Origin of the sequence: uncultured Aquimarina sp., from assembly GCF_947492405.1 — a bacterium.
Lineage (GTDB): Bacteria > Bacteroidota > Bacteroidia > Flavobacteriales > Flavobacteriaceae > Aquimarina.
In genome coordinates this window covers 1,221,756-1,246,716 of sequence record NZ_CANLMP010000001.1, presented here as the reverse complement: position 1 = coordinate 1,246,716, position 24,961 = coordinate 1,221,756, and the positions used below count along the sequence as shown (strand labels likewise).

27 protein-coding genes are annotated in these 24,961 nt (G+C 31.1%); 9 read left to right on the top strand and 18 right to left on the bottom strand.

The window, feature by feature from the left end:
- The first annotated feature begins 20 nt into the window (after positions 1-20).
- Positions 21-1,427, top strand: coding sequence for a dihydrolipoyl dehydrogenase (gene lpdA / locus Q0829_RS05495; protein ID WP_298540830.1), 1,407 nt, complete (start codon positions 21-23; stop codon positions 1,425-1,427).
- Positions 1,428-1,486: 59 nt separating this feature from the next.
- Here lpdA and Q0829_RS05490 read toward each other — a convergent pair whose 3' ends face one another.
- The 3 genes from Q0829_RS05490 to Q0829_RS05480 all read right to left on the bottom strand — a co-directional run bounded on the left by Q0829_RS05490 (position 1,487) and on the right by Q0829_RS05480 (position 3,725).
- Positions 1,487-1,960: a hypothetical protein gene (locus Q0829_RS05490; RefSeq protein ID WP_298540827.1), complete on the bottom strand. Its 474-nt coding sequence runs from the start codon at positions 1,958-1,960 to the stop codon at positions 1,487-1,489.
- Between the two features lie 135 nt (positions 1,961-2,095).
- Entirely contained in the window at positions 2,096-2,806 is a 711-nt protein-coding gene (locus Q0829_RS05485) for a LytTR family DNA-binding domain-containing protein (protein WP_298540824.1), read from the bottom strand.
- A complete protein-coding gene (locus Q0829_RS05480) occupies positions 2,796-3,725 on the bottom strand; it encodes a histidine kinase (protein ID WP_298540822.1) in 930 nt (309 codons plus the stop codon). Before Q0829_RS05480 ends, Q0829_RS05485 begins: the two co-directional genes overlap by 11 nt.
- A gap of 362 nt (positions 3,726-4,087) precedes the next feature.
- On the opposite strand from Q0829_RS05480, the gene Q0829_RS05475 reads away from it, so the two are divergent.
- Positions 4,088-4,504: a MotA/TolQ/ExbB proton channel family protein gene (locus Q0829_RS05475; protein WP_298540820.1), complete on the top strand. Its 417-nt coding sequence runs from the start codon at positions 4,088-4,090 to the stop codon at positions 4,502-4,504.
- 187 nt (positions 4,505-4,691) lie between these two features.
- The gene (locus Q0829_RS05470) at positions 4,692-5,810 is read left to right on the top strand and encodes a glycosyl hydrolase (RefSeq protein WP_298540818.1); all 1,119 of its coding nucleotides are present in this window, start codon (positions 4,692-4,694) and stop codon (positions 5,808-5,810) included.
- Positions 5,811-5,847: 37 nt separating this feature from the next.
- Here the strand turns inward: Q0829_RS05470 and Q0829_RS05465 are convergent, their stop codons facing one another.
- From Q0829_RS05465 to Q0829_RS05440, 6 genes are read right to left on the bottom strand one after another with little or no spacing between them, the layout of a single operon-like run.
- On the bottom strand, positions 5,848-6,090 hold the full coding sequence (locus Q0829_RS05465; protein WP_298540815.1) for a CDGSH iron-sulfur domain-containing protein: 243 nt from the start codon (positions 6,088-6,090) through the stop codon (positions 5,848-5,850).
- Between the two features lie 53 nt (positions 6,091-6,143).
- Entirely contained in the window at positions 6,144-7,919 is a 1,776-nt protein-coding gene (locus tag Q0829_RS05460; RefSeq protein WP_298540812.1) for an ABC transporter ATP-binding protein, read from the bottom strand.
- Between the two features lie 3 nt (positions 7,920-7,922).
- Entirely contained in the window at positions 7,923-8,672 is a 750-nt protein-coding gene (gene bla, locus Q0829_RS05455) for a subclass B1 metallo-beta-lactamase (RefSeq protein WP_298540810.1), read from the bottom strand.
- A gap of 4 nt (positions 8,673-8,676) precedes the next feature.
- A complete protein-coding gene (locus Q0829_RS05450; protein WP_298540808.1) occupies positions 8,677-9,216 on the bottom strand; it encodes a metal-dependent hydrolase in 540 nt (179 codons plus the stop codon).
- A 3-nt stretch (positions 9,217-9,219) separates the two neighbouring features.
- Complete coding sequence (locus Q0829_RS05445) at positions 9,220-9,831, bottom strand: hypothetical protein (protein ID WP_298540806.1); 612 nt, start codon at positions 9,829-9,831, stop codon at positions 9,220-9,222.
- 33 nt (positions 9,832-9,864) lie between these two features.
- Positions 9,865-11,223: a DEAD/DEAH box helicase gene (locus tag Q0829_RS05440; RefSeq protein ID WP_298540803.1), complete on the bottom strand. Its 1,359-nt coding sequence runs from the start codon at positions 11,221-11,223 to the stop codon at positions 9,865-9,867.
- Positions 11,224-11,427: 204 nt separating this feature from the next.
- On the opposite strand from Q0829_RS05440, the gene Q0829_RS05435 reads away from it, so the two are divergent.
- Positions 11,428-12,048 (top strand): L-threonylcarbamoyladenylate synthase, encoded by a 621-nt coding sequence (locus Q0829_RS05435; protein WP_298540800.1) that lies wholly within the window; start codon positions 11,428-11,430, stop codon positions 12,046-12,048.
- Here Q0829_RS05435 and Q0829_RS05430 read toward each other — a convergent pair.
- Positions 12,045-12,920 (bottom strand): AraC family transcriptional regulator, encoded by an 876-nt coding sequence (locus Q0829_RS05430; RefSeq protein WP_298540798.1) that lies wholly within the window; start codon positions 12,918-12,920, stop codon positions 12,045-12,047. The two genes, Q0829_RS05435 and Q0829_RS05430, sit on opposite strands and share 4 nt — an antisense overlap.
- Positions 12,921-13,146: 226 nt before the next feature.
- Here Q0829_RS05430 and Q0829_RS05425 point away from each other — a divergent pair, with 226 nt between their 5' ends.
- Both Q0829_RS05425 and Q0829_RS05420 read left to right on the top strand, forming a co-directional pair.
- Entirely contained in the window at positions 13,147-13,731 is a 585-nt protein-coding gene (locus tag Q0829_RS05425; RefSeq protein WP_298540796.1) for a hypothetical protein, read from the top strand.
- A 174-nt stretch (positions 13,732-13,905) separates the two neighbouring features.
- The gene (locus Q0829_RS05420; RefSeq protein ID WP_298540794.1) at positions 13,906-14,037 is read left to right on the top strand and encodes a hypothetical protein; all 132 of its coding nucleotides are present in this window, start codon (positions 13,906-13,908) and stop codon (positions 14,035-14,037) included.
- Positions 14,038-14,055: 18 nt separating this feature from the next.
- Here Q0829_RS05420 and Q0829_RS05415 read toward each other — a convergent pair whose 3' ends face one another.
- Positions 14,056-14,787: a LytTR family DNA-binding domain-containing protein gene (locus tag Q0829_RS05415; RefSeq protein WP_298540793.1), complete on the bottom strand. Its 732-nt coding sequence runs from the start codon at positions 14,785-14,787 to the stop codon at positions 14,056-14,058.
- On the bottom strand, positions 14,777-15,844 hold the full coding sequence (locus tag Q0829_RS05410; RefSeq protein WP_298540791.1) for a histidine kinase: 1,068 nt from the start codon (positions 15,842-15,844) through the stop codon (positions 14,777-14,779). The genes Q0829_RS05415 and Q0829_RS05410 overlap by 11 nt, the downstream gene beginning before the upstream one ends.
- Before the next feature lie 246 nt (positions 15,845-16,090).
- On the opposite strand from Q0829_RS05410, the gene Q0829_RS05405 reads away from it, so the two are divergent.
- Entirely contained in the window at positions 16,091-17,941 is a 1,851-nt protein-coding gene (locus tag Q0829_RS05405) for a glycoside hydrolase family 13 protein (protein WP_298540789.1), read from the top strand.
- 36 nt (positions 17,942-17,977) lie between these two features.
- Here the strand turns inward: Q0829_RS05405 and Q0829_RS05400 are convergent, their stop codons facing one another.
- The 5 genes from Q0829_RS05400 to Q0829_RS05380 all read right to left on the bottom strand — a co-directional run bounded on the left by Q0829_RS05400 (position 17,978) and on the right by Q0829_RS05380 (position 21,869).
- Positions 17,978-18,346 carry a hypothetical protein gene (locus Q0829_RS05400; protein WP_298540787.1) on the bottom strand — a complete coding sequence of 123 codons (369 nt, stop codon included), beginning with the start codon at positions 18,344-18,346 and terminating at the stop codon, positions 17,978-17,980.
- 5 nt (positions 18,347-18,351) lie between these two features.
- Complete coding sequence (locus tag Q0829_RS05395; RefSeq protein ID WP_298540784.1) at positions 18,352-19,119, bottom strand: DUF3108 domain-containing protein; 768 nt, start codon at positions 19,117-19,119, stop codon at positions 18,352-18,354.
- 130 nt (positions 19,120-19,249) lie between these two features.
- Positions 19,250-20,119: an OmpA family protein gene (locus Q0829_RS05390; RefSeq protein ID WP_298540780.1), complete on the bottom strand. Its 870-nt coding sequence runs from the start codon at positions 20,117-20,119 to the stop codon at positions 19,250-19,252.
- A 100-nt stretch (positions 20,120-20,219) separates the two neighbouring features.
- Positions 20,220-21,212, bottom strand: a complete 993-nt coding sequence (locus Q0829_RS05385) for a glycosyltransferase (protein ID WP_298540778.1) — start codon at positions 21,210-21,212, stop codon at positions 20,220-20,222.
- 213 nt (positions 21,213-21,425) lie between these two features.
- The gene (locus Q0829_RS05380) at positions 21,426-21,869 is read right to left on the bottom strand and encodes a type I restriction enzyme HsdR N-terminal domain-containing protein (RefSeq protein WP_298540776.1); all 444 of its coding nucleotides are present in this window, start codon (positions 21,867-21,869) and stop codon (positions 21,426-21,428) included.
- A gap of 26 nt (positions 21,870-21,895) precedes the next feature.
- Between Q0829_RS05380 and holA the strand changes: the two genes are divergently transcribed.
- Both holA and Q0829_RS05370 read left to right on the top strand, forming a co-directional pair.
- Positions 21,896-22,900, top strand: coding sequence for a DNA polymerase III subunit delta (holA, locus tag Q0829_RS05375; protein ID WP_298540774.1), 1,005 nt, complete (start codon positions 21,896-21,898; stop codon positions 22,898-22,900).
- Between the two features lie 59 nt (positions 22,901-22,959).
- Entirely contained in the window at positions 22,960-24,315 is a 1,356-nt protein-coding gene (locus Q0829_RS05370) for an MFS transporter (protein WP_298540772.1), read from the top strand.
- 30 nt (positions 24,316-24,345) lie between these two features.
- Here the strand turns inward: Q0829_RS05370 and Q0829_RS05365 are convergent, their stop codons facing one another.
- Positions 24,346-24,801: an Lrp/AsnC family transcriptional regulator gene (locus Q0829_RS05365; protein ID WP_298540770.1), complete on the bottom strand. Its 456-nt coding sequence runs from the start codon at positions 24,799-24,801 to the stop codon at positions 24,346-24,348.
- Positions 24,802-24,961: the final 160 nt, after the last annotated feature.

The window sequence follows — 24,961 nt, the reverse complement described above, 5'->3', positions numbered from 1 at the left end:
CGCCAACATAATAATCTCTTATGAGTACATATGATGTAGCCGTAATTGGCTCAGGACCTGGTGGATATGTTGCAGCTATTCGTTGCGCACAACTAGGTATGAAAACTGCAATAATCGAAAAATATTCTACACTCGGAGGAACCTGTCTTAATGTAGGATGTATTCCTAGTAAAGCATTATTAGATTCTTCACACCATTATGAGCATGCTGTAAAGCATTTCGCTGATCACGGAATTGAGATTCCTGGAGATGTGAAGATCAATTTAGAAAAAATGATCGCTCGTAAACAGACAGTGGTGGATCAGACTTGTGATGGGGTTGCTTTTTTAATGAAAAAAAATAAAATAGATGTTTTTGAAGGTGTTGGTTCTTTTAAAGATGCAACACACATCAATATAACAAAAGCAGATAACACTTTAGAAACAATAGAGGCAAAGCATACTATCATTGCTACAGGATCTAAACCGTCTACACTACCTTTTATTAAGCTTGATAAGAAAAGAGTCATTACTTCTACAGAAGCATTAAAGCTAAAAGAAATACCGAAGCATATGGTTATTATTGGCGGAGGTGTTATCGGATTAGAATTAGGACAAGTATATCGTCGCTTAGGAGCTGAGGTTTCTGTAGTAGAGTATATGGATAGAATTATTCCAGGAATGGATAAGGCTCTATCCAGAGAGCTACAAAAGGTGATGAAAAAACAAGGTGTTAAGTTTTATACTTCTCATAAAGTAACCGGAGTAAAAACTACTACTAAAGAAGTAACCGTTACAGCTGATGATAAAAAAGGAAATCCTGTAGAGTTTAAAGGAGATTACTGCCTGGTTTCTGTTGGGCGTCGTCCATATACTGATGGTTTAAATGCTGAAGCAGCAGGAGTGAAGCTTACTGATAGAGGACAGATAGAAGTAAATGATCATTTACAAACTTCTGTATCTAATATTTATGCAATTGGCGATGTGGTAAAAGGAGCAATGTTAGCGCATAAAGCTGAAGAAGAAGGAACATTTGTTGCAGAAATTTTAGCTGGTCAGAAACCGCATATTGATTATAATTTAATTCCTGGGGTAGTATATACCTGGCCAGAGGTTGCAGCTGTTGGTAAAACCGAAGAAGAATTAAAAGAAGCTGGTGTTAAATATAAATCAGGTCAGTTTCCGTTTAGAGCATTGGGTAGATCCAGAGCAAGCGCAGACTTAGATGGTTTTGTGAAAATTCTAGCGGATGAAACAACAGATGAGGTTTTAGGAGTACATATGATTGGTGCTCGTTGCGCCGATTTAATTGCCGAAGCAGTTACAGCGATGGAGTTTAGGGCTTCTGCCGAAGATATTAGTAGAATGTCCCATGCACACCCTACGTTTACCGAGGCTATTAAAGAAGCGGCATTAGCTGCAACTGATAATAGAGCATTACATGTTTAATGATACAGTATTATTCATAAAAAAAGCGAGCATAAAGCTCGCTTTTTTTATGATCTTCTTTATTTTACGTTACTTCCAATATTTCCTTCAACGACTACTATAGATGGATCTTCATTATTAAAAATTTTAATATGACCATCGAAATCAATTAATTGCTGATAATTTAAAATATCATCTTCAATAATTAATTGATTTAATGAGTGGTAAAAAGTTGAACTTACTATTAAATTAGAGTTTTCTAATTCATAAAAATTGTCAAGTGGGAATGCGATATCACCACCATTTGATAGTGAATTATTATAAATATTAGCTGTATAAGATGTTTCTGTCTCATTACCAGTAAGATGCACTTTAATTGAGAATATATCATCTGGAAATGAAGACGAAGATTTTACAAAAAAAACAGAACCACTAATTCCAGAATCATTTGTCTCCAGCAAGGTATACTCTTTAATTATAGCTTCATCATCATCATTATTACAAGAAGAACAAAAGACAACCGCAGTTAATAAAAGTAAAATTATTTTTTTCATGTATTTAAGTTTCCCTAAAGACTAGGGTCTTAATGCTATGTTACAGGAAAATAATTAACCCTTATAAACTTATTATTGTTTTTGATTAGGATAAAAATGTAAAAAACGTTTCATTAATTGAAGTGTTTTTGGGAATTACATGTTTTCCAATCTATTTAAAACCTCGGTCTTGTAATTTCTGCTTATAGGAATTGATTTATTATTAAGTACCAATTCCTCATTAGAAAAAGAATCTATTTTTTTAATAGAAATTATAAAAGAACGATGCGTTCTCATAAATTGCTGTACAGGCAATTTAGCTTCGATATTACTAATGGTTTCTCTGGTTACAATAGTTTCGTTATTACAATGAATTTTGAGATAATCATTATAACTTTCTACATAAATTATTTCAGAAAAATCTACCTTTTTCATTCTTCGATCTGATCTGACGAATATAAAATCGCTTGGTTTTATTTCTTCAGCTTTTACAGGTAAGACTTTATGATGTATTTCGAAGTAATTGTTTACTGCATTCAGAAGGCGTTCAAAAGAAATAGGTTTTAATAAATAATCTACCGCATGCAGGTCGAACCCATCAATAGCATATTCTCTGTATGCTGTCGTAAATATAATTTTGATCTCCTTATTAATAGATTTAGCAAAAGAAATTCCAGATATTTCGGGCATGTTAATATCCAGAAAAATTAGGTCTACTTTTTGCGAGTTTATTTGATTAAAAGCTTCTAAGGCGTTATTACAGATAGCAATAATTTCGATACGATCTATTTTTGCTAAGTGGTCTGAAATAATATCTCTTGCTGTAGGTTCATCATCTACAATAATACATGATATCTTAGAACTCATTAGTAGGTGTTTTTAGATTTTTTAAGATTAATTTCACCGTATACCAATTCTGATCTTTTGAAATTTTAAGTTCGTAGTTATCTCTGTATACTAGTGATAATCGTTTTTTGATATTGCTTAAACCAATTCCGTTTTTATCTTTTTTAGAAAAGGTGTGAACAGAATTTTTTATAAAAAAATGAATTTCATTATCAATACATTTTAAAGACATGTGTATCGATAATTTTTGATTGATAATTTGTCCATGTTTGAAACTATTTTCTACAAAAGGAATCAATAACATTGGCGCTACTTCAGTCGTATTTTTTATATTTTCAAAATCTAAGGAAATATCAAGAACATCACTGAATCGCATTTTTTCTAATGCCACGTAATCTTCAATATGATTTATTTCTTCTTTTAGTGATACTAATGGCTTATCTGATTGATATAAAAGGTAATCTAATAGATTAGATAGTTTTAAAATCATTTCTGGAGTATCTTCAGATTTCTTTATTGCAAAACCATATAAAGTGTTTAAGGTATTAAATAAGAAATGAGGATGAATCTGCATTTTTAGATAATTCAGTTCCTGTTCTTTGAGTTTTAATTGAGCTTCAAGAATTCTGTTTTTAAGTTCTTGGTTATCAGAAGTAGATTTGTAATTATGTTGTGCTAAACTCAAAGCACAAGCAATAAAAACAACAAAATAAACGGCTATGAATAGAAAAAAGGGGCTTCTAGTCATTGGTGCCATTCCTTCATACTTAAGAGATGATAAAAAAATCAATCCATAAAAAAATGAAATCACAATAAAGAATGCCGAGACAATAATGGTATAAACACAATAGAGTGAAAATAGCAGGTATTTTTCTTTAATTAAATATTTTGGGATCAAAATATCCGTAACCGTATAGGTAGTACCGATGGTTACAGGCATTAAAAAGAGTGAAAAAGAAAAAACGTAATCGATGTTCTCAGTATTGTAACCAAAAAAATAAGTGTAACCGAATAACACCGCTATCCAAAAGATAGTATGCAGTAATAAGGTTGCGATTTTTTTAAGTATAAAATCTCTTGAAATCATATTGAGGCACAATATCAGCAATTTTTGTTTTTCAAACCTTATTTTTGGATGAATAACGGAATTAGGATTCTTTTTAGCAATATTGTTTGATTATTTCCATAAAAGGTATGGATTTGGTTAAAAAATCCTTCAATTCAGTCGATGGTCGAAAAATAAATATTCAGAGAACTTTAGATACTAGTTTTGAGTATGTTTAATTCAAAAAAATATACACTATGATGTCACTAACTATTATTCAATCACAAAATCCTTTTCTATTTATACAGTTTTTCCAAAGATTAGAAGAAGGGGGAATGTTTTTTATGTTTCCAATTTTAATGATGCTTTTATTGGTCTTGTTTTTAATCGTACGAAGTATACTAGTCCTAAAAAAAGATGCTTCTTTATTAGGGAAGAATATACAATTATTGAATTCCATAGGCCTGTTAACCTTGGTGTGGGGAATGTTGGGGCAGCTTATTGGTATTGTGGGTATGTTTGATCAGGTTGAGGCAGTAGGGGATATCTCTACAGGCATGTTTGCTGGAGGTCTAAAAGTTTCTGCATTACCACCAATTTTTGGTTTTTGTGTATTCATTCTTGCCAGAATAGCATCGATTATCTTTACTTGGATAAGTAAAGAAGCTGAATAATTTATAGTTAACAGATACCAGTTATATATCTATACAAACATATCTCTAAACCGAATAAATCATTTAATATAGTTCCTTCACTGCTAAAGGATCATAAAAAAGTAAGGTCATTCATTAATTAGTACTGAACAACTATTTAACGGCGGTTATCTGTAAGGTTTATAAATTTAAACGACTACTAAAGGTGATGAAGAAAATCCTTTCCGTATTTATTTTTTTAGTATTAGTAAGTTGTTCTACTGATGAGCAAAGTTTATTTGATCCTAATGCAGAAAGGAACCCACCTATATTGACGAATACAGGTGTTTTTGCGGATGCTAATTTGTGTCAGGAAGCCAAGGATTTATATTCTAGATTACTTACAATAACACAAGACGGAATAGCTTTTGGTCAACAAGAACCCTTTGGTACTGGTAATAATTTTCCTATGCCAGATAAACTTGATCAAGATTTTATAGAAGTAGCTAATGATTATCCCGCAATTGCCGGTTTTGATCTGGAGTTGATAAGTTTACAAAACTCTTTAGTTATCAATGAATTTATAGAAAAATTTACAAGAGCAGTTGTCAATGCACATGAAAACGGTAGTATCATTACCATGAGTTGGCATATGGTAAACCCAAATAATTCATCGGGGATATTAACAACGGTAGTACCTGATATGTTAGAAGGTGGGATGTATAGGGACAAATTTGTAGATAACTTAACAAAAGCCTCAAGACTGTTTAAAAACTTAAAAGATTCTGAAGGAAATCCAATCCCAGTATTATTTAGACCTTGGCATGAAATGAATGGTGATTTTTTCTATTGGGGAGAAGGTTTTAGAACTACAGAAGAATATAAACAGTTATATAAAGATACCGTAAAGATTTTAGCAGAAGATTTGGATGTTCATAACTTGATTTACATTTATGCTCCAAATTGGGTTACTAATTCAGAAGAATATATGCGCAATTATCCTGGAGATGATTATGTAGATATGTTAGGTGTTGATGTGTATGATTTCAAAAATGGAAACTTTTTACAAAGTGCCTTAAGAAATTTGCAAATTGTAGAAGATATAGCAACTAGTAAGAATATGCTTTTTGCACTTACAGAAACTGGATTAGAAAATGTAGATCAAAATGATTGGTGGACAGAAAGTCTTTACAAGGCTATTAGAAGTAGCAGTATCACATATGCTATGGTATGGAGAAATGATACTCCTTCTTTCTTTCACGTACCTTTTTTAGGACATCCTTCTGTTGACAATTTTAAAGAATTTTTAGATAAAGATCTTATGCTGTTAAGCCAAGATATTCAATAGCCTCCTACTGCTAAATTATAATATAAAAAGAGATCGATTAATTCTTATGAGAACCATCACAATATGGAGGATTGCTTGTCAGTTTACATGTACATAAATAGGCCTCTTTAGATTCTTCTGTACTAAAAATTAAAGGGTTTGTTCCTCCTTCTTTTTTGTGAGTACCATTACAGAAAGGTTGATCAATGCTATGACCACAAGTACACCAGGCATAGTTTTTATCAGCTTCTAATTCGCAAGCTATTGGAGCTTCACCACCTCTTATATTATTTTCTTTCATAGATTTAATTTTTTACACTCTTAAAAGTATTAAATCTTGTGTTAAGAATTAATCTAAATTCTAGCCTGATAGGTATATAAATCAAAGTATCTGCCTTCTGCAGCGATCAATTCCTCATGAGTTCCTCTTTCGGCTATATTTCCGGATTCAATAACTAAGATCTGATCTGCTTTTTTGATTGTACTTAATCTATGGGCTATAACAAAAGTTGTGCGACCTTTCATCAATTCTCCCAAACTTTTCTGAATTAATGCTTCACTCTCTGTATCTAGGTTAGAGGTTGCTTCATCCAGAATAATAATTTTAGGATCTGCAAGGATGGCACGGGCAATCGCAATACGCTGTCGTTGTCCACCTGATAATTTCACACCACGTTCTCCTATCAAAGTATCTAGTCCATCATCAAAACGATCCGTAAACTCATTTACGTATGCCGCTTTTACAGCTTGTTGTAATTGTTCTTCTGAGGCATCGGGTCTAGGAAATAAGATATTTGCTCGAATAGTGCCTTCAAACAAAAATTCATCTTGTAATACAACTCCGAGATTACGTCGGTAACTGCCAAGATTTACTTTAGAAATGTCGTGACTATCAATAGTGATAAGCCCTGATTTAGGATTTAAGAATGTAGCGGATAAACCGGCAATCGTGGATTTACCAGAACCAGAACTTCCTACCAAAGCGGTTACTGTTCCAGAAGGTGCTCTAAAACTAATATTATGTAATACTTCTTTTCCTTCTTCATAAGAGAATGAAACATTATCAAAAATGATATCCCCAGTAATATTTTCTAATTGTACAGTACGATTCTCAGGATCTTCTTCAGGGTCCATATTCATTAATTCTTCTGTACGATCCAGACCTGCTAATGCTTCTGTTAATTGACTACCGATATTGCTCATTTGTACAATTGGTGCAATCATAAAAGCTAAATACATGGTAAAGGATAAAAATTGACCAGCCGTCATAGTTCCTTCCATCATATAATATCCGCCAATTCCCATAATTCCGGTAGAAGCTATACCAGCTAATAAAAATGTGGAAGAACTGGTCATTAAAGCAGTAGCTGTTAAACTCTTTTTTACGTTTTGAAATAAACGATCTACACCTTCCTCAAAAACTTTACTTTCTTGTTCCTCTGCTCCAAAACCTTTTATGACTCTAACTCCCGCGAGTGTTTCGGTTAATCTTCCTTTAACTTCAGCATTAATAACACCTCTTTTTCTAAAAATAGGTCTGATATATTTAAATGCTTTTAAAGCTACTATACCAAATAGGGTAATAGGGATTAATACAAATAAGGTCATCCATCCATTAATTTCGATAAGTAAAAATACAGATACAATCGCGGTAAATATGCCACCCACTAATTGTACTAATCCGGTTCCTATTAAGTTACGTACCCCTTCTACATCACTCATAATCCTAGAAACTAGTGCACCTGATTTAGTGTTATCAAAAAAACTGATAGGTAAGGAAAGTACTTTTTTCTGTACTTGCGCACGTAATTCTGAAATCAAAAATTGTGCCTGTACACTTAAAACTCGGGTTAATAAAAATGAGGTTGTAGCCTGAATAAGTATAGCGACACCAACAACAATCAACAGTTCATATAATTCTGCCATATTCTTACTTGGCACTACATCATCTAATAAAGTTTTACTTTTCCATGGCAGAACTAGACCAGCAACTCTGTTAAAAAAAATTAAAACAAGTCCTATGAAAACCAAGCCACGCCTTGGCCAGATTATCGTTTTAAAAGCCTGTAAAATGGTAACTTTTGATTTCTTATTATCTTTTGTTGTATCGGTATTTTGAAATTCTCGCATAGTTTAATTTTCAGTATTGAAAAGAGAAATAGTATAGTCTAAAAGACTTTGATCGCCATAAGTTCCATGTCCTGGAATTACAACTTCGAGATCTGGATATGCTTTTTTTATCTTCCGCACAGTATTCGACCATTCTAATACATTAGCATCATCTAGATTTCCTTTTGCAGCATTCATACTCTTAATCATGCATCCCCCAAAAAGAATTTGATCTTCAGGAAAATAAGACACAATATTATCTTTACTGTGTGCTTCACCAAAAAATGTATTTATTATCTTTTTGTTTCCAACCTTAATTATCAATTGGTTTTCGAAAATTTCATCTGGTTGTTCAAAGTCTTTTTCTTGCATCAAAAGAGCGGTTGTCTTTGCAGCGATAGAAGGAATATCATATTTCTTAAAAATATCCATCCCCTCATTACAATCTCTATGAAAATGATTAAAGACAACTCCTTTTACGGTTATTCTTTTTTCTTTTTGTAGCCAGTTGATCAATTGTTCAGAAGCAACATCATTAGCCGGAGTATCAAAAACAAAAGCTTCATCCTCATTCATATATATAAGGCCATTACAAGCATATTGTTTCCCATTATCTAAAAATACTTTAGAAATATGAACATAACTATGGTCGTTTATTTTGGTAAGTTTTAAGTTATCCGAAATAATAATCAGGTTACTTTCTTCTTTTGGCTTGCAGGAAATAAAAAATACAAGCAATACATATGTAATTGATTTTAGATACTGTTTAATCATGTATTTAAGATGACTTTTTTCTTTTTAAAAAATACATAGCTAATATATAAATACCAGTTGGAAATCCGATCCAGATTAATTCACTTAACAATACTTTAATGCCCCAAATGCTAAAGAATTTACTAGCTCCAATTGGAGATACCTGAATAGGTCTCAAAGGAAAGAAATATCTAGTGTCGTCAAAAGGGGAGAAGAAAGCAATCCCTAATCCTCCAGAGGTCATAGCGTCTAATATTCCATGTGATGCAGTACATATTGTAAAATATGTGATTAGCGCAAGACCAGTTCTGCTTATAATTTTTTTATTATAAAATAGGAATGTAACTAAAATACCTAGTAATAAGGCAAAGACTAATGAATGCGAAAACCCACGATGTCCCCAAAAATCTTCATAAGCTATTCCAAATTTAAAACTAATCACATCTGCATCTGGTAGTACAGAACAGATAATACCTAATATCCAGAATTTCCAGTTGGTCATTTCCTTTGCAAAACCTTTTCCTAAGGCATAAGCGGTTAATGCGTGTCCGAATATTGAAGCCATGAATTAATTGGATTGCTCTATACTATGGATCGTTTTAATGTTTCCTGAAATGGGGGAAATAGATATTTTTCTTTCATTTTCTAGTACATAAAAAGCATATTGACTATTTAATTCAAGTAACTTTACTTTTTGCATATTTCCATCCGTAAATTCGATTAACTTATTGACTTTAAAATCACCATTTTGAATATTATTATTTGTTTTGTAGCCTCCTCCCAAAGCATATCCTATATAAAAACCTAATGTTCCCATAATTGGTATTAAAAATTTAATGTACTGAAGAGATGCATGTTGTTTCTTTAATTTACTCTCTTTTTCTTCGGTGATTTCTTTTTTAAGTTTCTTTTTTATTCGTTTTTGTAACCACCATATCAATAGGATTACAAGCAATAAATAACCACCCATGAATAATGGAATTTTTATGTTTTCTGTCAAGATGACTATAGGACTTAATAAAATATCTAATACTGTTGAGTATTTAATAATATTTATCCCTAAAAAAGAATAGTAGATGGAATAACTTAATGTACCTACTATTAATAGGTATAGATAAGACAAGTATATATATTCCTGGATACTTCCCTTAAGAAAAGCTGGTTTTTTTGTGTTCTCCATGATTAGCAGTATACATTTTTCTTATCAAATCAATTATTTTTTCTTTTTCTTATGCTTAAGGTTAAAGGTTTTATCGCCTTTGGTCTTTGGCTTTTTATACTTCTTTTTTATCTCACGTTTATATTTTCCTCCTAAATTAACTTTGCTGTTTTTTACAGATTTTTCATGAAACGCAGCACCGGCCTCATCATCATTAGGACGTTTATGAGGGTTGTATATTTCTTTAACTTTTGGTTGTTCTTCTGGAGTGAGTTGTTCAGATATTTCTATGTTTTCTGGTAATGGTAGTTTTTCTATTTCCATTTCCATTAAACTTTCTATAGCATCCAGATATTCTTGTTCCTGTTCTGTAGTTAGAACAAAAGAAACTCCTTCTTTTTCTGCTCTTCCGGTTCTACCGATTCGATGCATATAATTCTCAGGATATTCAGGAGTGTCTAGGTTAATTACCTGGCTCACATTTTCTATATCTAAGCCTCTGGCCATTACATCTGTAGCTATTAAGATTCTATTTTCTCCTTTTCTAAACTGTTCAATGCTTCTTAATCTGTAATTCTGTGTTTTATTAGAATGTATGATGCAGATTTCTTCTTTGTACTTGTTTTCTAATGCTTCGAATAGGCGATCCGCGATTTTTTTATAGCCAACAAATATGAGTGTTTTGTTATAGGTTTCTTTATCAGAAAGTAAATCCTCTAATAGATTTACTTTTGTATAGAAATTGGGTACTTTATAACCAAACTGTTTTATATTTTCTAAGGGTGTACCGCTTTTTGCTACCGATATCCTTTTAGGATTTCTAAAAATTTCCGTAATCATTTGATCCACTTCGTCGGTCATAGTAGCAGAGAACATAATATTCTGCCGTTGTTGCGGAAGTATATCAAAAATATTCATTAACTGATGTCTAAATCCAAGATCTAACATTACATCTACTTCATCAATCACTATTTTTTGAATTGATTTTAGTTGTAATGCTCTGCTTACAGCCAGATCATAGAGACGACCAGGTGTAGCAACCACGATATCCAGACCCTCAGAAACTGCTTGTTTTTGGGTGTTGATATTAGTTCCTCCGTATACACCGGTAACGCGTACATTGATATAGGTAGATAGTTTTTCAATTTCATCTACTACCTGAACTACTAATTCTCTGGTGGGAACTAATACCAAAACTCTTGGGTTTTGTTGTACGGAATATTTCAGCATTCTCAGTATCGGCAACATATATGCATATGTTTTACCAGTTCCAGTCTGTGCAATTCCTACAACATCTTTCCCGGACATTACAGTGGAGAAGGCTTGTTCCTGGATTGGAGTTGGTACTTCGAACCCCAAATCATCAAGGGCATTTAGAAGTTGTGTACTTAAGTTTAGATCTTTAAAAGTCACTTTTGAAAGTATTTTATATGCGAAAGTAATTTATTTGATTACAAAAAATACGAAAACACAGATAATATAGTATTTATATCTATGAAATAAACCAAATGGTTTGTTATTAATATACATTAAAGCTTTTTTACTAAATAGTAAATACAAGTATTTTAAGACAAAAATTTAGTTTAAAACCGTATCTTTATACTACTTAAATCTAATATGGCAGAGCTTATAAAATTATATAATGAAAACCCAAATCCAAGAGAAATACAAAAGGTAGTTGATTGCCTGCGTAATGGTGGATTGGTAATTTATCCTACGGATACCGTATATGGTTTGGGATGTGATATTACTAATAATCGAGCTTTGGAACGTGTTGCTCATATTAAAGGAGTGAAACTTGCAAAAGCGAATTTCTCTTTTATTTGTAGCGATTTAAGTAATTTATCTGATTACGTAAAGCAAATAGATAATAGTACTTTCAAATTATTAAAAAGGACACTTCCTGGTCCGTATACATTTATACTTCCGGGTAGTAATAATTTACCTACGGTTTTTAAGAAGAAAAAAACGGTGGGAATTCGTGTTCCAGATAATAATATTTGTAAGACTATTGTAGAAAATTTAGGAAACCCTATAGTATCTACTTCGATTTATGACGAAGATGAGGTTATAGAGTATACCACAGATCCAGAATTAATATTGGAAAAATGGGATAACCTTGTAGATATTGTTATCGATGGAGGTTATGGAGATAATATGGCTTCTACTGTAATTGATCTTACTAGCGGTGAACCGGTTCTTGTACGAGAAGGAAAAGGAGCAATCGATATTATCTAAGAAACTACATATTTTAATTCATTTCTGTAAGTACTTGGTGTTTTTCCTGAGAATTGCTTGAAAAGTTTATTAAAATGCGAAAAATTACTAAAACCACTTTCATAACAAATATCCGTAATACTAGTTTGTTTTTCATGTAATAGTTTAGCAGCGTGTACCAGTCTATATTCATTTACAAATTGGATAAAAGTTTTTCCAGTATTTTTTTTGAAGTATCTACAAAACCCTGGCACACTCATACTTACTTTATCAGCAATTTCATCTAAAGGGATTTGGCGGGTAAATTCTTCCTGAACAAAATTGAAGATAAGATTAATACGATTATTGTCCTGTAATGATGTCTCAATAACAAAACCCTCTGCATTCAGAATCGAATAATCTTTAGTTTGCTGCATTTCTTTAAAAACTTTAAGAATACCAAGTAATCTGTCAAAAGGATCTAACATGGCTAACGCTTCAATTCTTGCTCCAATCCTACGTTTGGTATCGCCATGAAATACAATACCTTTTTTAGCTTGTTCCAATAATCGGTTAACTCCACTCATTTCGGGAACGTTAAAAAAGGAATTGCCCAGAAAATCTGGTAACATTTGTATAATGGTTTCACTCTTATTTTGCGTTAAGCTATCAGTAAAACCACAATGCGGTAGATTAGAGCCGATAAGTATGAGTGCTCCATTTCTATAATATGACATGTGGCTACCTATTTGTCGTTTTCCTGTTCCTCCATTAACGTATACAATTTCAATTTCTGGATGGTAATGCCAAACAGGGGCTTTATTCATTTTCTCTTTAGAAAAATTTTCATAATAAAAAGAGCTTCCAAATTCAGGAACTATTTTTTCTAGAGATGGTTTAATACTTTTTTTCATACCGGGGAATTTTCTCCTTAATACTATTTTGTAAATATAACGTATTTATCACGTTAATAAAATGTGAAATTTTTTAAATCATATGTTAAATTAACTTGAATAGGGTTTTAAAGTAATTTCACATGTTAAAATAGAACATATATATGCAAATATAGTTGTATTTCTGTATTTAATCACTGCACTATATTTGCATCGTAAAATATTAACAACAACAAAAACCTAAGTTATGAAAAGAGTAATTAACCTTTGTTTGCTAGCATTAGTTATCACCACAAGCAATATTGCTAATGCAGCCGGAAGAGTATCAGTAGAGATAAACAATTCGTCCATGGTTACTGTATCATTGACAGAAGTTGTAAAAGGAGAAAAATTATTCCTTAAAGATTATTACGGTGAAATTTTATTCAACGTTACTTTAGAAGCTACGCCAAACTATCAGAAATATTTTAATTTAAATAATGTACCTGATGGTGTGTATTTTGTAGAAACCGAATCTTTGTATGAAGTAAAGGTTACACCTTTATTGAAAAATAAAAAAGGAGTTTCTTTAATCAATACTTCTGCTGTAACTGTATTTAAACCACTTGTAAGTGTAGAAAACGATCTTATGAAAGTAATGTTTAATAATACAGAAAAAGCGCCAGTTGACCTTATCATTTACGATAGTGAATGGAGAGTGTTAGAAGAGATTATCGGTTATGAAAAAGCGCTTCTAAAGAAGACATATGATTTTTCAAAAATGCCAAAAGGAGAATACCAATTACATTTCTCCTTAAAGGATAGAACGTTTATAAAGAAAGTTAGTATTTAATTGTTTCATTATTAACTCAACCACTCGAAAAGCAGCACTAACCATGCTGCTTTTTGCTTATAAAATAATTATAGTATTTAGCAGAGTTAATATCGAATAGATATCCGCTAATATTGTTGTGTTTATACAGAAGTTTTTGATGTAACTTTATTACAATAAATTAAAAGTTTAATTATGAATAGAGTAGCAGAAATATACCTGATGATTGTGGCAATTTTTATAATTTCTTTTTCTAATACAACAGAAAAATTTTCTTTAGAAATAGAAGAATTTTCTTTAGAAACTGATGAGTTTCTAAATGGATGAATTTAATATGTCAAGACCTTAAAAATAACCAAGTTTTTCTTTAACAGAAGTTTTATAGTTTCTGCCCACTGGTATTTTGATTCCTTTCAATTCAATTTCTGTAGTAGAAAAAGAATCAATATGATCAATACCAATAATAAAAGAACGATGTACTCTTAGAAATCGCGCACTAGGCAAGACATTCTCTATACTACTGATACTTTTATAAGCGATTATTTCTCTATCAGAAGTTTTTATTTTTATATAGTTTTTTAAACTTTCTATGAAAAGAATATTTTTTAAGAATATTTTTTGCATTTTTTTCTCAACTTTGAGATAAATAAAAATATCTTGATAGTTAGCTTCTTCCTCGGTGTTACTTGATGATTCGAGTAGAGTAGAAGTAGCTTTTGAAAGCTTAAGTACTTTATTAACAGATTTTAAAAACCTTGAAAATTCGATAGGTTTTAATAGATAATCAATGGCTTCGAGATTAAATGCATCCACAGCATAATCACTGTAAGCTGTTGTAAAAATAACTTTTGGAGAAGGGCTTAGATCTTTTAAAAAATCAATTCCGGTTAAATCAGGCATTTGAATATCCAGAAAAATTAAATCTATTTTTTTATCAGCAATAATATTAAACGCTTCTAACGCATTTGCACAGGATGCTATTAACTCTAAATGATCAATTCTCGAAATATAAGTTTCGATAATTTCCCTAGCCAATGGTTCATCATCTACAATCAGACATTTGATTTTAGTATTCATTTAGAACAATTTTAGTAAGATTTACTTTCAAAATAATTTCATATGATAATTCATTATCTTCAATGCTTAATGAATATTTATCGGGGTATAAAAGATCTAATCTTTTTTTTACATTTTTAAACCCAATACCACCAACTAGTTCTTGCTGCTTATTGTTATTAATTAATTTAGCGTTTTCTACTAACATTACTAACTCTTCTTGCTTAGCAAATAAATTAATAACGATCCAAGATTTTTTTGAAGATGAAGCTCCATGTTTAAACGCATTTTCTACAAATGGAATTAGTAAAAAAGGAGATATTTCGTACTCTTTATCTATTTCAGAATTGAAACTAACATCAATTGTAGTATCAAATCGTAATTTTTCGAGGTCTACATAGTTTTTTAAGTATTCAATTTCTTTAGTTAATGAAACTTTAGGAACATTAGCTTCATATAACATATATCGCATTAACCTGGAAAGTTTTAATACTGCGGTTTCGGCAGCATCAGACTTTCTAATAATAAGTGCATATAAACTATTAAGTGTGTTAAATAAAAAGTGTGGATGTACTTGATTTCGTAGTTGAATAAGTTCGGCTTCTATTTTTTCTTTTTCAAGTGTTAATGCTTTTTGTTGTGAATTATAGTAAAATTTAAAAAAACTCATTCCCAATGGAATGATTGCGGCTATATTAACATCCAAAATAGTATTGACTAATTCTGTAATGATAAAATATCCTTCACTATGCCATCCTGGAAGGTAGTTAGGTTGCACATAAAAGAAAATAATTGATCTTTGAATACAAATACTTATGATTATGAGTACTATAATATATGAAATGATAAAAGTGATGAATTTTCTTTTGATAAAAATCTTTGGTAATAATATATATAGTGATATATATACGAGTATCATTCTTGCCGGTAAACTAAATGTTTGAATTGTAAACGAACGTACATAATCATTATCATAAGTTCCCCAGGTGATACCAAAAAAAACAATTAATCCTATCCAATATAATACATGGATGACAATTCGATTGGAAAATAGATTCTTTATAGGAGAATACATCATTAGGTGTAGTTAAACTAAAGTGTCTAAAATCTGAAAAAATTGAATAAAAAAACAAAATTCAGGATAAACAACCAGCAATATAATACATACTACAGAAAATACATTTCCTATTTCGGATCATTATGAGTTTATAGGATTATTGCCATTCTCAGTTGTTTATCCTGAAATACAGTTATCGGTATAATCAAGTTGTTGTTTATCTGCAGTATGTAGTAATTAGCGACTGAAACAATTAAAATTATATCAATGAAATCGTATTCAAAAAAAGTATTATTGCTCTTTATTATTGGCTTATCAACTTCTTTTTTGAGCCAAGGGCAACAATCGGAAATATTAACTCATGTAGAACCTCCATTTTGGTGGACAGGAATGCATAACCCGGATCTACAGTTATTGTTACATGGAGAAAATATCAGCTCTTTTGATGTTTCATTTCAATATCAAGGAGTGAAATTAAAAAGTGTAAGCAAAGTAGAAAACAAGAATTATCTTTTTCTAAACCTTAGTATTGCGAAAAAAGCAAAGCCAGGAATTTTGTCTATTACGTTTACTAATAAAAAGAAAGAGTTTATTTACAAATACCAATTAAAACAAAAGGAAAATAGATCTCATGCTGGTCAAGGAGTTACACCGGCTGATGTAATTTATCTGATTACACCAGATCGTTTTGCTAATGGAGATATCACGAATGATACTACAGAAGACACACTGGAAAAGTTAAATAGAAAAAATCATGATGGTAGACATGGTGGTGATATAAAAGGAGTACTTGATAATTTTGCTTATTTAGAAGAATTAGGAGTTACTACTTTGTGGTTAAATCCATTTTTAGAAAATGATCAACCTACATACTCATATCATGGATATGCCATTTCGGATTTTTATAAAACCGATACTCGTTTAGGTACTAATGAAGATTATAAGAAACTCGTGGATCAATCACATAAAAAAGGAATGAAAGTGATTATGGATCAAGTTTTTAATCATTGTGGTTCAGGGCATTGGTGGATGAATGATTTGCCATCAAAAGATTGGTTAAATCAATGGGACACATTTACAAGAAGTAATTTTACCAACATAGCAACTTCAGACCCATATGTATCGTCTAGTGATTTTGATTTATTGACTAAAGGGTGGTTTGATATCAATATGCCTGATTTAAATCTGGAAAATGATTTTTTGGCAACTTATATGATCCAGAACTCTATTTGGTGGGTTGCATATTCTGGGATTGATGGTATTCGCCTTGATACATATCCTTATCCAAATAAGGATGCAATGTCTCGATGGATGAAAGCGCTCACGGACGAATATCCTGATTTTTATATGGTAGCAGAAACCTGGGCAGAAAGAGCATCATATTTATCCTATTGGAATAATAATGGAGCCAATACTGATGGATATACTTCTAATGTTAACAGTATTAGTGATTATGCACTTTATTATTCTATGATAAAAGCTTTTGGAAAAGATGGTGATGTTACTGAGCTTTATAAAACATTAGCAGAAGATTTTGTGTATGGAAACCCAGGAAATAATAAGGTTTTTAATGGTAATCATGATGTAGATCGTTTATTGGCTTTGTTAAATGAGGATGTAGAGAAATTAAAATTAAGTATGGTTTTTACATTAACTACCAGAGGAATTCCTCAAATATATTATGGTGATGAGATTTTAATGAAAAACAAAAGACCAGATGGTAAGGTACGACAGGATTTTCCAGGTGGATGGAAAGGAGATAGCAGAAATGCATTTACTAAACAAGGCAGAACAAAAGAAGAAAATGATGTGTTCAATTATGTGAAAACTATTCTAAACTGGAGAAAAAATGCAACATCTATTCATCAAGGAAAACTTACGCATTATCAACCTTTAGATAATGTCTATGTATATTTTAGGTATACAGATACAGAAAGCAGTATGATAATCATTAACAATAGTGATAAAGATTATCCTAGTTTTAATTTGGAACGTTTTAAAAAGTCATTAGACGGGTTTACCAAGGGAAAAGAAATATTAACAGGAAAAGAACTGAATAATCTTCAAAATGTAAATTTATCTAAGAATACAGCTTTAATTATAGATTTAGTTAAGTAAAACTAGAAATAGGTTATAGAAGAGTTTGGTTATTGATTATTCGGATTCAATTTCTTCGAGATCGCCTTCGATTTCTTCAAGCTCACTTTCAATTTCTTTAAGCTCTTCTATAGCTTCTTCTTTGCTTTGCTCTTCTTTTTGTTCAAATTCTTCGTCTACAGCAACTTCATCTTTTACCCATAATGATTTGGACCCACTGGCAACTATTACTAAAACTCCAATAGTTAAAAATAAAAGAGATAATTTTTGTGGTTTTAATTGTTTTTTAGACATGAAATAAGCTCCAAAACCAGATAATAGAGCAATAATACCAGGTAAAACACCAATAGTACCAAACGGAAGTATTGCCATAATAATTCCTAAGAAAGCTGATATGGCTGCAATAGATATTAATACAATTCTCATAGAATTTAATTTTTTAGTCCCGAAGCTTGAGTTAATGTAAGTTGTCCTGTACCTGCAGGAATACTAAACTTAATCAATACAGGAACCTTATTAGCATCTGCCGTAAGATATACAATATTTTTATTTGTTCCTTTTAGAGCATCGTTGTTAACAGCAATTTTATAACATTCCTTATTACCCATTGTCTTGGTGCTAATTGTTTCTTTACCCAATAATTTTAGATATGCAGTTTGTGGTTTTCTATCAAACAATATGGTCATCTTTTGATTAGTTCCCACGGGTGCTTTTGCTATATCCATATTACGAATATGATATAACGTAGAAACTACATCGAATGTATTGTTTCCCATTTTCAGTTTCTTTGTATTGGGTTCTTTTTTCTTTTGCATAGTAGCTTTTATGGTTTTACTCTTATAGCTATATACATATTTCTCTTTTTTGATATATCCTCCTTCGTTGATGTCCCTTTTATATAAATATGGCTTTAGATTAGAAGGGTTTACATATGCTTCATATACATCCCTGATTTTAAAAAAAGAATCCCATTTAGAATACGTGGCAGCATTACATTTAAGCCTTAGATAATTACTTTTTCCAGTATTTACTCTGGTCGTTTGCATAGTAACTTGCGCCAGATTAGTTAATAATCCAGACATATTGTAAGAAGCAGTATATACTAATTTTTCATTTTCTCCAATAGAAGTGTTTGCTGTGGTTTGTGCTTCTATAGTTCCTAAGGAAACGAATAATGCAAGGATAAATAGTTTTCTCATTGTTCTTAAAATAGTTAATCTTTTCGTTTTAATCGACTTAAGTCAATTTCCATACCATTGTTTAATACTATGGATTAAAAAAAAGGGTTAATTTAACAATTAACCCTTTTCAAAAATACTTTATTCTTTTTTAATTACCTCCTTCAGAAGCTTTTTTCATTCCGTCTTCGATCATGTTGTAGAACTGATCTAATTTAGGAAGTACTACAATTCTTGTACGTCTGTTTTTAGCTTTGTTAGCAGCACTACTGTTATCTGCGATTGGCACATAATAACTTCTTCCTGCAGCAGTCATACGTTTAGGATCTACTTTAAAATCATTTTGTAAAATTCTTACTACCGCAGTAGCACGTTTTACACTAAGATCCCAGTTATCAACTAACACTTTATTACCTTTTATTGGGTCGTCATCGGTATGTCCTTCAACCAAAAACTCGATATCGGGTTTGTCATTTACTACCTTAGCAACTTTACTTAATACTTCTTTAGCTCTCGTAGAAACGTTATAACTTCCACTCTTAAATAATAACTTGTCAGAAATAGATACATATACTACACCTTTTTCTACATTTACTTCAATATCCTCATCAGCAAGGTTTCCTAAAGCTCCTTTTAAACTTGTTACTAAAGCTAGTGTTACAGAATCTTTTTTATTCAATGCGTCATTCATTGTTTTGATCTGAAGATCTTTTTCTTTAATACTTTCTAGAGATCTTTCTAAGTTTTCCGCTTCTTTAGTCGATAATGTAGCCAAGTTACCCACATTGTTTAATAACGCAGAATTCTGGTTCTTAAGGTTACTTACTTGATCTCTAAGAACTTTTAATTCAGAACTTTCACTTGCTTTTTCTTCAAGGCAGCTATTTAATTTTACAGTTGCTGTATTTAACAAATCCTGGGTTTCTTTCTGTTTTGCTTCTAGGTCTGTAAATTTCTTCTGTGATACACAAGAAGATAATAAAACAGCCATTGAAGCTCCGATAATCATTACTTTTTTCATTAGAAAATGTGTTTTTAGTCTTATTCTGGTTATATAACTCAAAATTATCAAAATTGTGACGTAATGTCGTCCTGTTAACAATATTTTAATGAATATAACCCTACAAATGGTTAAATAGTTTTTTGTTCAAAATATAATACTGCCATACAACGGAAGAAATGGAATAATATTTCCTTCTATCCTTTGATTTTTTTCGTTTTTTAACAAAAGTTAGCAAATTTTTATAAAAGCTGAAATGTGCTTTAAGAATTGCTAAAAAATGCGATGGTCTTCCCTCAAATAAAAATTTAAAAGCCGCAACTCCATCCAATATCATTCTGACAAAAATAATGAACCAAATGAACACTCCAGAATTATTTTTTACCATCATCAATAAATTATTTCTGAAGTTAAGGAAAGTTTTTCTGGGATTCATTACATCTAATGTTGCTCCACCAAGATGATACACTTCCGAAGCTCCTATATATTGAATATCATACCCTTGATTTCGGATACGCCAGCAGAGATCGATTTCTTCCTGATGAGCAAAAAAATCTTCATCTAATTTTCCAACTTCTTCAAAAACTGATTTACGAATAAACAAACAAGCACCACTTGCCCAGAAAATATCTAAAGTATCATTATACTGTCCGTTATCTTCTTCTAATGTGTCAAAAATTCTTCCACGACAATATGGATACCCTAATTTGTCTATAAAGCCTCCTGCTGCACCGGCATATTCGAAGTAACTCTTCTTTTTATAATCCAGTATTTTTGGTTGTACAGCCGCTGTGTTTTCTGAACTTGTAAAGGTATCTATAATTGGAGAAAGCCAATTTTTAGTTACTTCTACATCACTATTCAGCAAACAATATATATCAGAATTAATTTTTGATAAAGCATCATTATAGCCTTTAGCATATCCGCCATTTATTTCATTTTGAATAATTTTTATTTCAGGGAATGATGTTTTGATATAGTCAACAGAATCATCAGAAGAAGCATTATCAGCTACATAAATTGTTGCTTCTTCAGAATATTTTATAACAGAAGGAAGGAATTGCTCTAGTAATGAGCGACCATTCCAATTTAATATGACAACAGCTATATTCACAAGTGCAAATAAATGAGTTTAATTTAGAGTTTCAAAGTTTGAAAGATTTAAAAAGCACACTTTTAATTTAATAACTATATAAAGAGTGCATCCTATTCCAATCTACATATACGACAATACATAAAACTGAGTGAACAAAACTAATTCCAAAGTTATAATGTTTTTGGGATAAGTGTATTTGATGGTGTAATTTTTCATCAACCATCAACCATTTCATTTATAATTAGGAATGTCTTTAAGAAAGGTATATTGTTTTTCATCATAGTCCATCTGACAATAATAATGATTCATTCCATTGGTAATCATTAGATATTCAGCATTTAGAGAAAGGTTATAACGGGCAATCTGATCAAAAACCTCTTGAGTAATCTTTACAGAATGTGATTTGCATTCGATAATAAGATAAATACTGCCATTAGGATTAAATATAATGATATCATACCTTTTATTCATATCATTAACTTTTACTAGTTTTTCTACATTAATAAGACTTTCTGGATATTTTTTTTCTTCTATTAGGTAGTGTATGGTATGTTGTCTTACCCATTCTTCTGGAGTTAGAATGATGAATTTTTTGCGGATTCTGTCAAAAATAGAAACTTTATTTTCGCTACTTTTGAACCTGAACCGATATGCTGGAAAATTAAGGTTTTGCATAACACAAATTTGATGATTTTTTCTGAATGGATGAAGTAAAACAGATTGTAAGCGATATAAAGAATGGAAATATCAAGCCTATTTATTTTTTGATGGGCGAAGAATCATATTATATCGATAAGATTTCAGAATATATTGATAAGAATGTACTTGCAGAAGAAGAGAAAGGATTTAACCAAATGGTATTGTATGGGCGTGATGTAAGCATAGACGATATTGTATCAAATGCTAAGCGTTATCCTATGATGGCTGAGCGACAGGTAGTAATTGTAAAAGAAGCACAAGATTTATCTAGAACCATAGAAAAGTTATCAGATTATGCAGAAAATCCACAACCTACTACCGTTTTAGTCATTTGTTATAAGTACAAGAAAATAGATAAGCGTAAAAAACTCTATAAAATAGTTGCTAAAAATGGTGTAATTTTTGAAAGTAAAAAACTTTATGAAAACCAGGTCTCGGACTGGATCAGAAGAGTTTTAGCTGGAGCAAAATACAGTATAGAACCAAAAGCTTCGCAAATGTTAGTCGAATTTTTAGGTACAGATTTAAGTAAGATTAATAACGAATTAGAAAAACTGAAGTTGATCATACCTAAAGGAGAACAGATTACTGCTGATAAGATTGAAGAGAATATTGGAATCAGTAAAGAGTTTAATAATTTCGAATTGCGCAAGGCAATTGGGATGCGTGATGTATTGAAAGCCCATCGCATCATAAATTATTTTGCTCAGAATCCAAAAGACAATCCGTTGGTAGTCACTATATCCTTATTATATGGTTTCTTTTCTCAGGTATTACAGTATCACGGATTATCTGATAAATCTAAGGGTAATGTAGCTAGCGCACTACGGATCAATCCATATTTCGTGAGCGATTACTCTGATGCTGCACGTAATTATCCAATGAAAAAAGTAAGTCAGATTATAGCCCTGTTAAGAGAAGCTGATGTTAGGAGTAAAGGAGTAGGAGCCACAAATCTTCCTCCAGGTGATATTCTTAAAGAGCTTTTAGTAAAAATAATGGGGTAACGTTGATTATTAATATTTGTTTAACAAGCATTTAGTAATAACAATGTTAATTTTAGAAAATGCGAATCTTTAGTTTCTTTTCTAAAAGCATTTTTCCAATACTCTTGGTGAATTTTATTGGAATTTTAGGATACTCCATTGTTATTCCGATTCTTATATTCATAGTTACTGATTTAGGAGGAAATGGTTTTATTTATGGAATTCTAGGTGCTATGTATCCATTTTTTCAATTTATAGGAGCTCCAATTTTGGGAAGACTTTCTGATCGGATAGGAAGAAAGAAAGTATTGGTGATTAGTCAAGCGGGAACTTTTGTCGCTTGGTCTTTATTCTTGATAGCATTAATACTTCCAGAGACTGAATTATGGTCTTCTGATTCTGAATTTACTGGTAATTATATTATGACACTTCCTTTAATTCTACTTTTTCTTGCTAGAATTTTTGATGGTTTTACAGGAGGAAATGTATCTGTAGCGAATGCCTATCTTTCTGATATTTCTACAGATGAAGATCGTGATAAGAATTTTGGTATGATGGGCGCTTCTACGAGTTTGGGGTTTGTTTTAGGACCTGCAGTTGCTGGAATTTTAGCTTCTACTATTCTAGGAGAAATATTACCAATTTTACTTGCAGCGATTATTTCACTGATAGCAATTCTTGTTATTTTTATCAGATTACCAGAAAGTAATCCTTGTATGGTAGATACTGGAGATTTAAATTTTAAATCTTTTAGAAGATTTTTTCAGGTCGAACATAAAAATTGTTTTTCTGAAAATGCAACTGAAAATGATTCCATTAAAAATGACAATAGCTTTAAAGGTGTATTAGGTCAAAAAGGTATTCCATTATTGTTTTCAATTTATTTTTTAACATTTTTGGCTTTTAGTTTATTTTATGCAGGATTACCTATATATGCTTCTACTATGTTGGATTGGACCGCCGTTGATCTTGGTGTTTTTCTGGCGTATTCGAGTTTTATTATGATTTTGGTTCAGGGACCATTATTATCCTTTTTATCAGGAAAAGTACCTAATATTAGATTAATCGCTGTTGGAACGATACTATTGTCACTAAGTTTTTTTCTTCTTTCTAATCCTAGTATTATCATATTGTATATAGCAAATACATTATTATCCTTAGGTAATGGTCTGATGTGGCCTAGTTTCCTTTCTCTTTTATCAAAAACCGGAAACTCACAAATGCAAGGTGCTATTCAAGGATATGGGAATAGTATGGGAAGTTTAGCAAGTATTTTCGGATTAGTTCTCGGAGGAATTATGTTTGAAAGTATCGATATAACAATTTTTATTATCGGATCTGGAATATTTTTATTAATACTCATTCTTCTATTCATAAATTATATTCAGACTAAGAATACTGTGGTGAAAACTGAAGAAAAAGTAGCCACAATTTAAGACTCTTTCATAAAATGAAAATGTAGTTCTCTAAGGAATTGGTAAGAACGAAAAATCCTTTACCTCAGTCATTACGAATGAACTTTGTACTTTAGAAATATTTTCTAGTGAAGCAAGTTTGTTAGAAAGAAAATGCTGGTAACGCTCCATATCTTGAGCATATATTTTAATTAGATAATCAAACATACCAGCCACATGATAACATTCAACTACTTCAGGGAATTGCTGAATATCTTTTTCGAATTTTTTTAGATAATCTGTTTGGTGAAGATTTAAAGTAACGTTACAAAATACCATAAGTTGTAATCCCGCTTTTTTTCTATCTAGAATGGCTTTATAGGATTTTATATACCCTTCTCGTTCCAGTTTTTTAACTCGCTCAAAAATTGGAGTAGTAGTGAGACTTAAACGCTCGGCAATCTCTTTGATCGTTATTTTACCATTTTTTTGTAATAAATTTAGGATAGAGCGATCTATTTTGTCCATAATATTTTTCTCTTTGAATTCCATTAATATTTCAAAAATAGAATAAAATTCTTTTAATTATTGATTATTGTGTTTTTAATTCTAAATTTATACACAACTGTGGTTTTTAATTCTTTTCGATGTAATTTTATATTATACTAAATACTAGTCTTTTCTCAAT

Excerpts from the sequence above, each read along its gene's own strand:
- lpdA (WP_298540830.1), top strand. The coding sequence starts at position 21 with ATGAGTACATATGATGTAGCCGTAATTGGCTCAGGACCTGGTGGATAT.
- Q0829_RS05490 (WP_298540827.1), bottom strand. The coding sequence starts at position 1,960 with ATGAAAAAAATAATTTTACTTTTATTAACTGCGGTTGTCTTTTGTTCT.
- Q0829_RS05485 (WP_298540824.1), bottom strand. The coding sequence starts at position 2,806 with ATGAGTTCTAAGATATCATGTATTATTGTAGATGATGAACCTACAGCA.
- Q0829_RS05480 (WP_298540822.1), bottom strand. The coding sequence starts at position 3,725 with ATGCCTGTAACCATCGGTACTACCTATACGGTTACGGATATTTTGATC.
- Q0829_RS05475 (WP_298540820.1), top strand. The coding sequence starts at position 4,088 with ATGATGTCACTAACTATTATTCAATCACAAAATCCTTTTCTATTTATA.
- Q0829_RS05470 (WP_298540818.1), top strand. The coding sequence starts at position 4,692 with ATGAAGAAAATCCTTTCCGTATTTATTTTTTTAGTATTAGTAAGTTGT.
- Q0829_RS05465 (WP_298540815.1), bottom strand. The coding sequence starts at position 6,090 with ATGAAAGAAAATAATATAAGAGGTGGTGAAGCTCCAATAGCTTGCGAA.
- Q0829_RS05460 (WP_298540812.1), bottom strand. The coding sequence starts at position 7,919 with ATGCGAGAATTTCAAAATACCGATACAACAAAAGATAATAAGAAATCA.
- bla (WP_298540810.1), bottom strand. The coding sequence starts at position 8,672 with ATGATTAAACAGTATCTAAAATCAATTACATATGTATTGCTTGTATTT.
- Q0829_RS05450 (WP_298540808.1), bottom strand. The coding sequence starts at position 9,216 with ATGGCTTCAATATTCGGACACGCATTAACCGCTTATGCCTTAGGAAAA.
- Q0829_RS05445 (WP_298540806.1), bottom strand. The coding sequence starts at position 9,831 with ATGGAGAACACAAAAAAACCAGCTTTTCTTAAGGGAAGTATCCAGGAA.
- Q0829_RS05435 (WP_298540800.1), top strand. The coding sequence starts at position 11,428 with ATGGCAGAGCTTATAAAATTATATAATGAAAACCCAAATCCAAGAGAA.
- Q0829_RS05430 (WP_298540798.1), bottom strand. The coding sequence starts at position 12,920 with ATGAAAAAAAGTATTAAACCATCTCTAGAAAAAATAGTTCCTGAATTT.
- Q0829_RS05425 (WP_298540796.1), top strand. The coding sequence starts at position 13,147 with ATGAAAAGAGTAATTAACCTTTGTTTGCTAGCATTAGTTATCACCACA.
- Q0829_RS05420 (WP_298540794.1), top strand. The coding sequence starts at position 13,906 with ATGAATAGAGTAGCAGAAATATACCTGATGATTGTGGCAATTTTTATA.
- Q0829_RS05415 (WP_298540793.1), bottom strand. The coding sequence starts at position 14,787 with ATGAATACTAAAATCAAATGTCTGATTGTAGATGATGAACCATTGGCT.
- Q0829_RS05410 (WP_298540791.1), bottom strand. The coding sequence starts at position 15,844 with ATGATGTATTCTCCTATAAAGAATCTATTTTCCAATCGAATTGTCATC.
- Q0829_RS05405 (WP_298540789.1), top strand. The coding sequence starts at position 16,091 with ATGAAATCGTATTCAAAAAAAGTATTATTGCTCTTTATTATTGGCTTA.
- Q0829_RS05400 (WP_298540787.1), bottom strand. The coding sequence starts at position 18,346 with ATGAGAATTGTATTAATATCTATTGCAGCCATATCAGCTTTCTTAGGA.
- Q0829_RS05395 (WP_298540784.1), bottom strand. The coding sequence starts at position 19,119 with ATGAGAAAACTATTTATCCTTGCATTATTCGTTTCCTTAGGAACTATA.
- Q0829_RS05390 (WP_298540780.1), bottom strand. The coding sequence starts at position 20,119 with ATGAAAAAAGTAATGATTATCGGAGCTTCAATGGCTGTTTTATTATCT.
- Q0829_RS05380 (WP_298540776.1), bottom strand. The coding sequence starts at position 21,869 with ATGCAAAACCTTAATTTTCCAGCATATCGGTTCAGGTTCAAAAGTAGC.
- holA (WP_298540774.1), top strand. The coding sequence starts at position 21,896 with ATGGATGAAGTAAAACAGATTGTAAGCGATATAAAGAATGGAAATATC.
- Q0829_RS05370 (WP_298540772.1), top strand. The coding sequence starts at position 22,960 with ATGCGAATCTTTAGTTTCTTTTCTAAAAGCATTTTTCCAATACTCTTG.
- Q0829_RS05365 (WP_298540770.1), bottom strand. The coding sequence starts at position 24,801 with ATGGACAAAATAGATCGCTCTATCCTAAATTTATTACAAAAAAATGGT.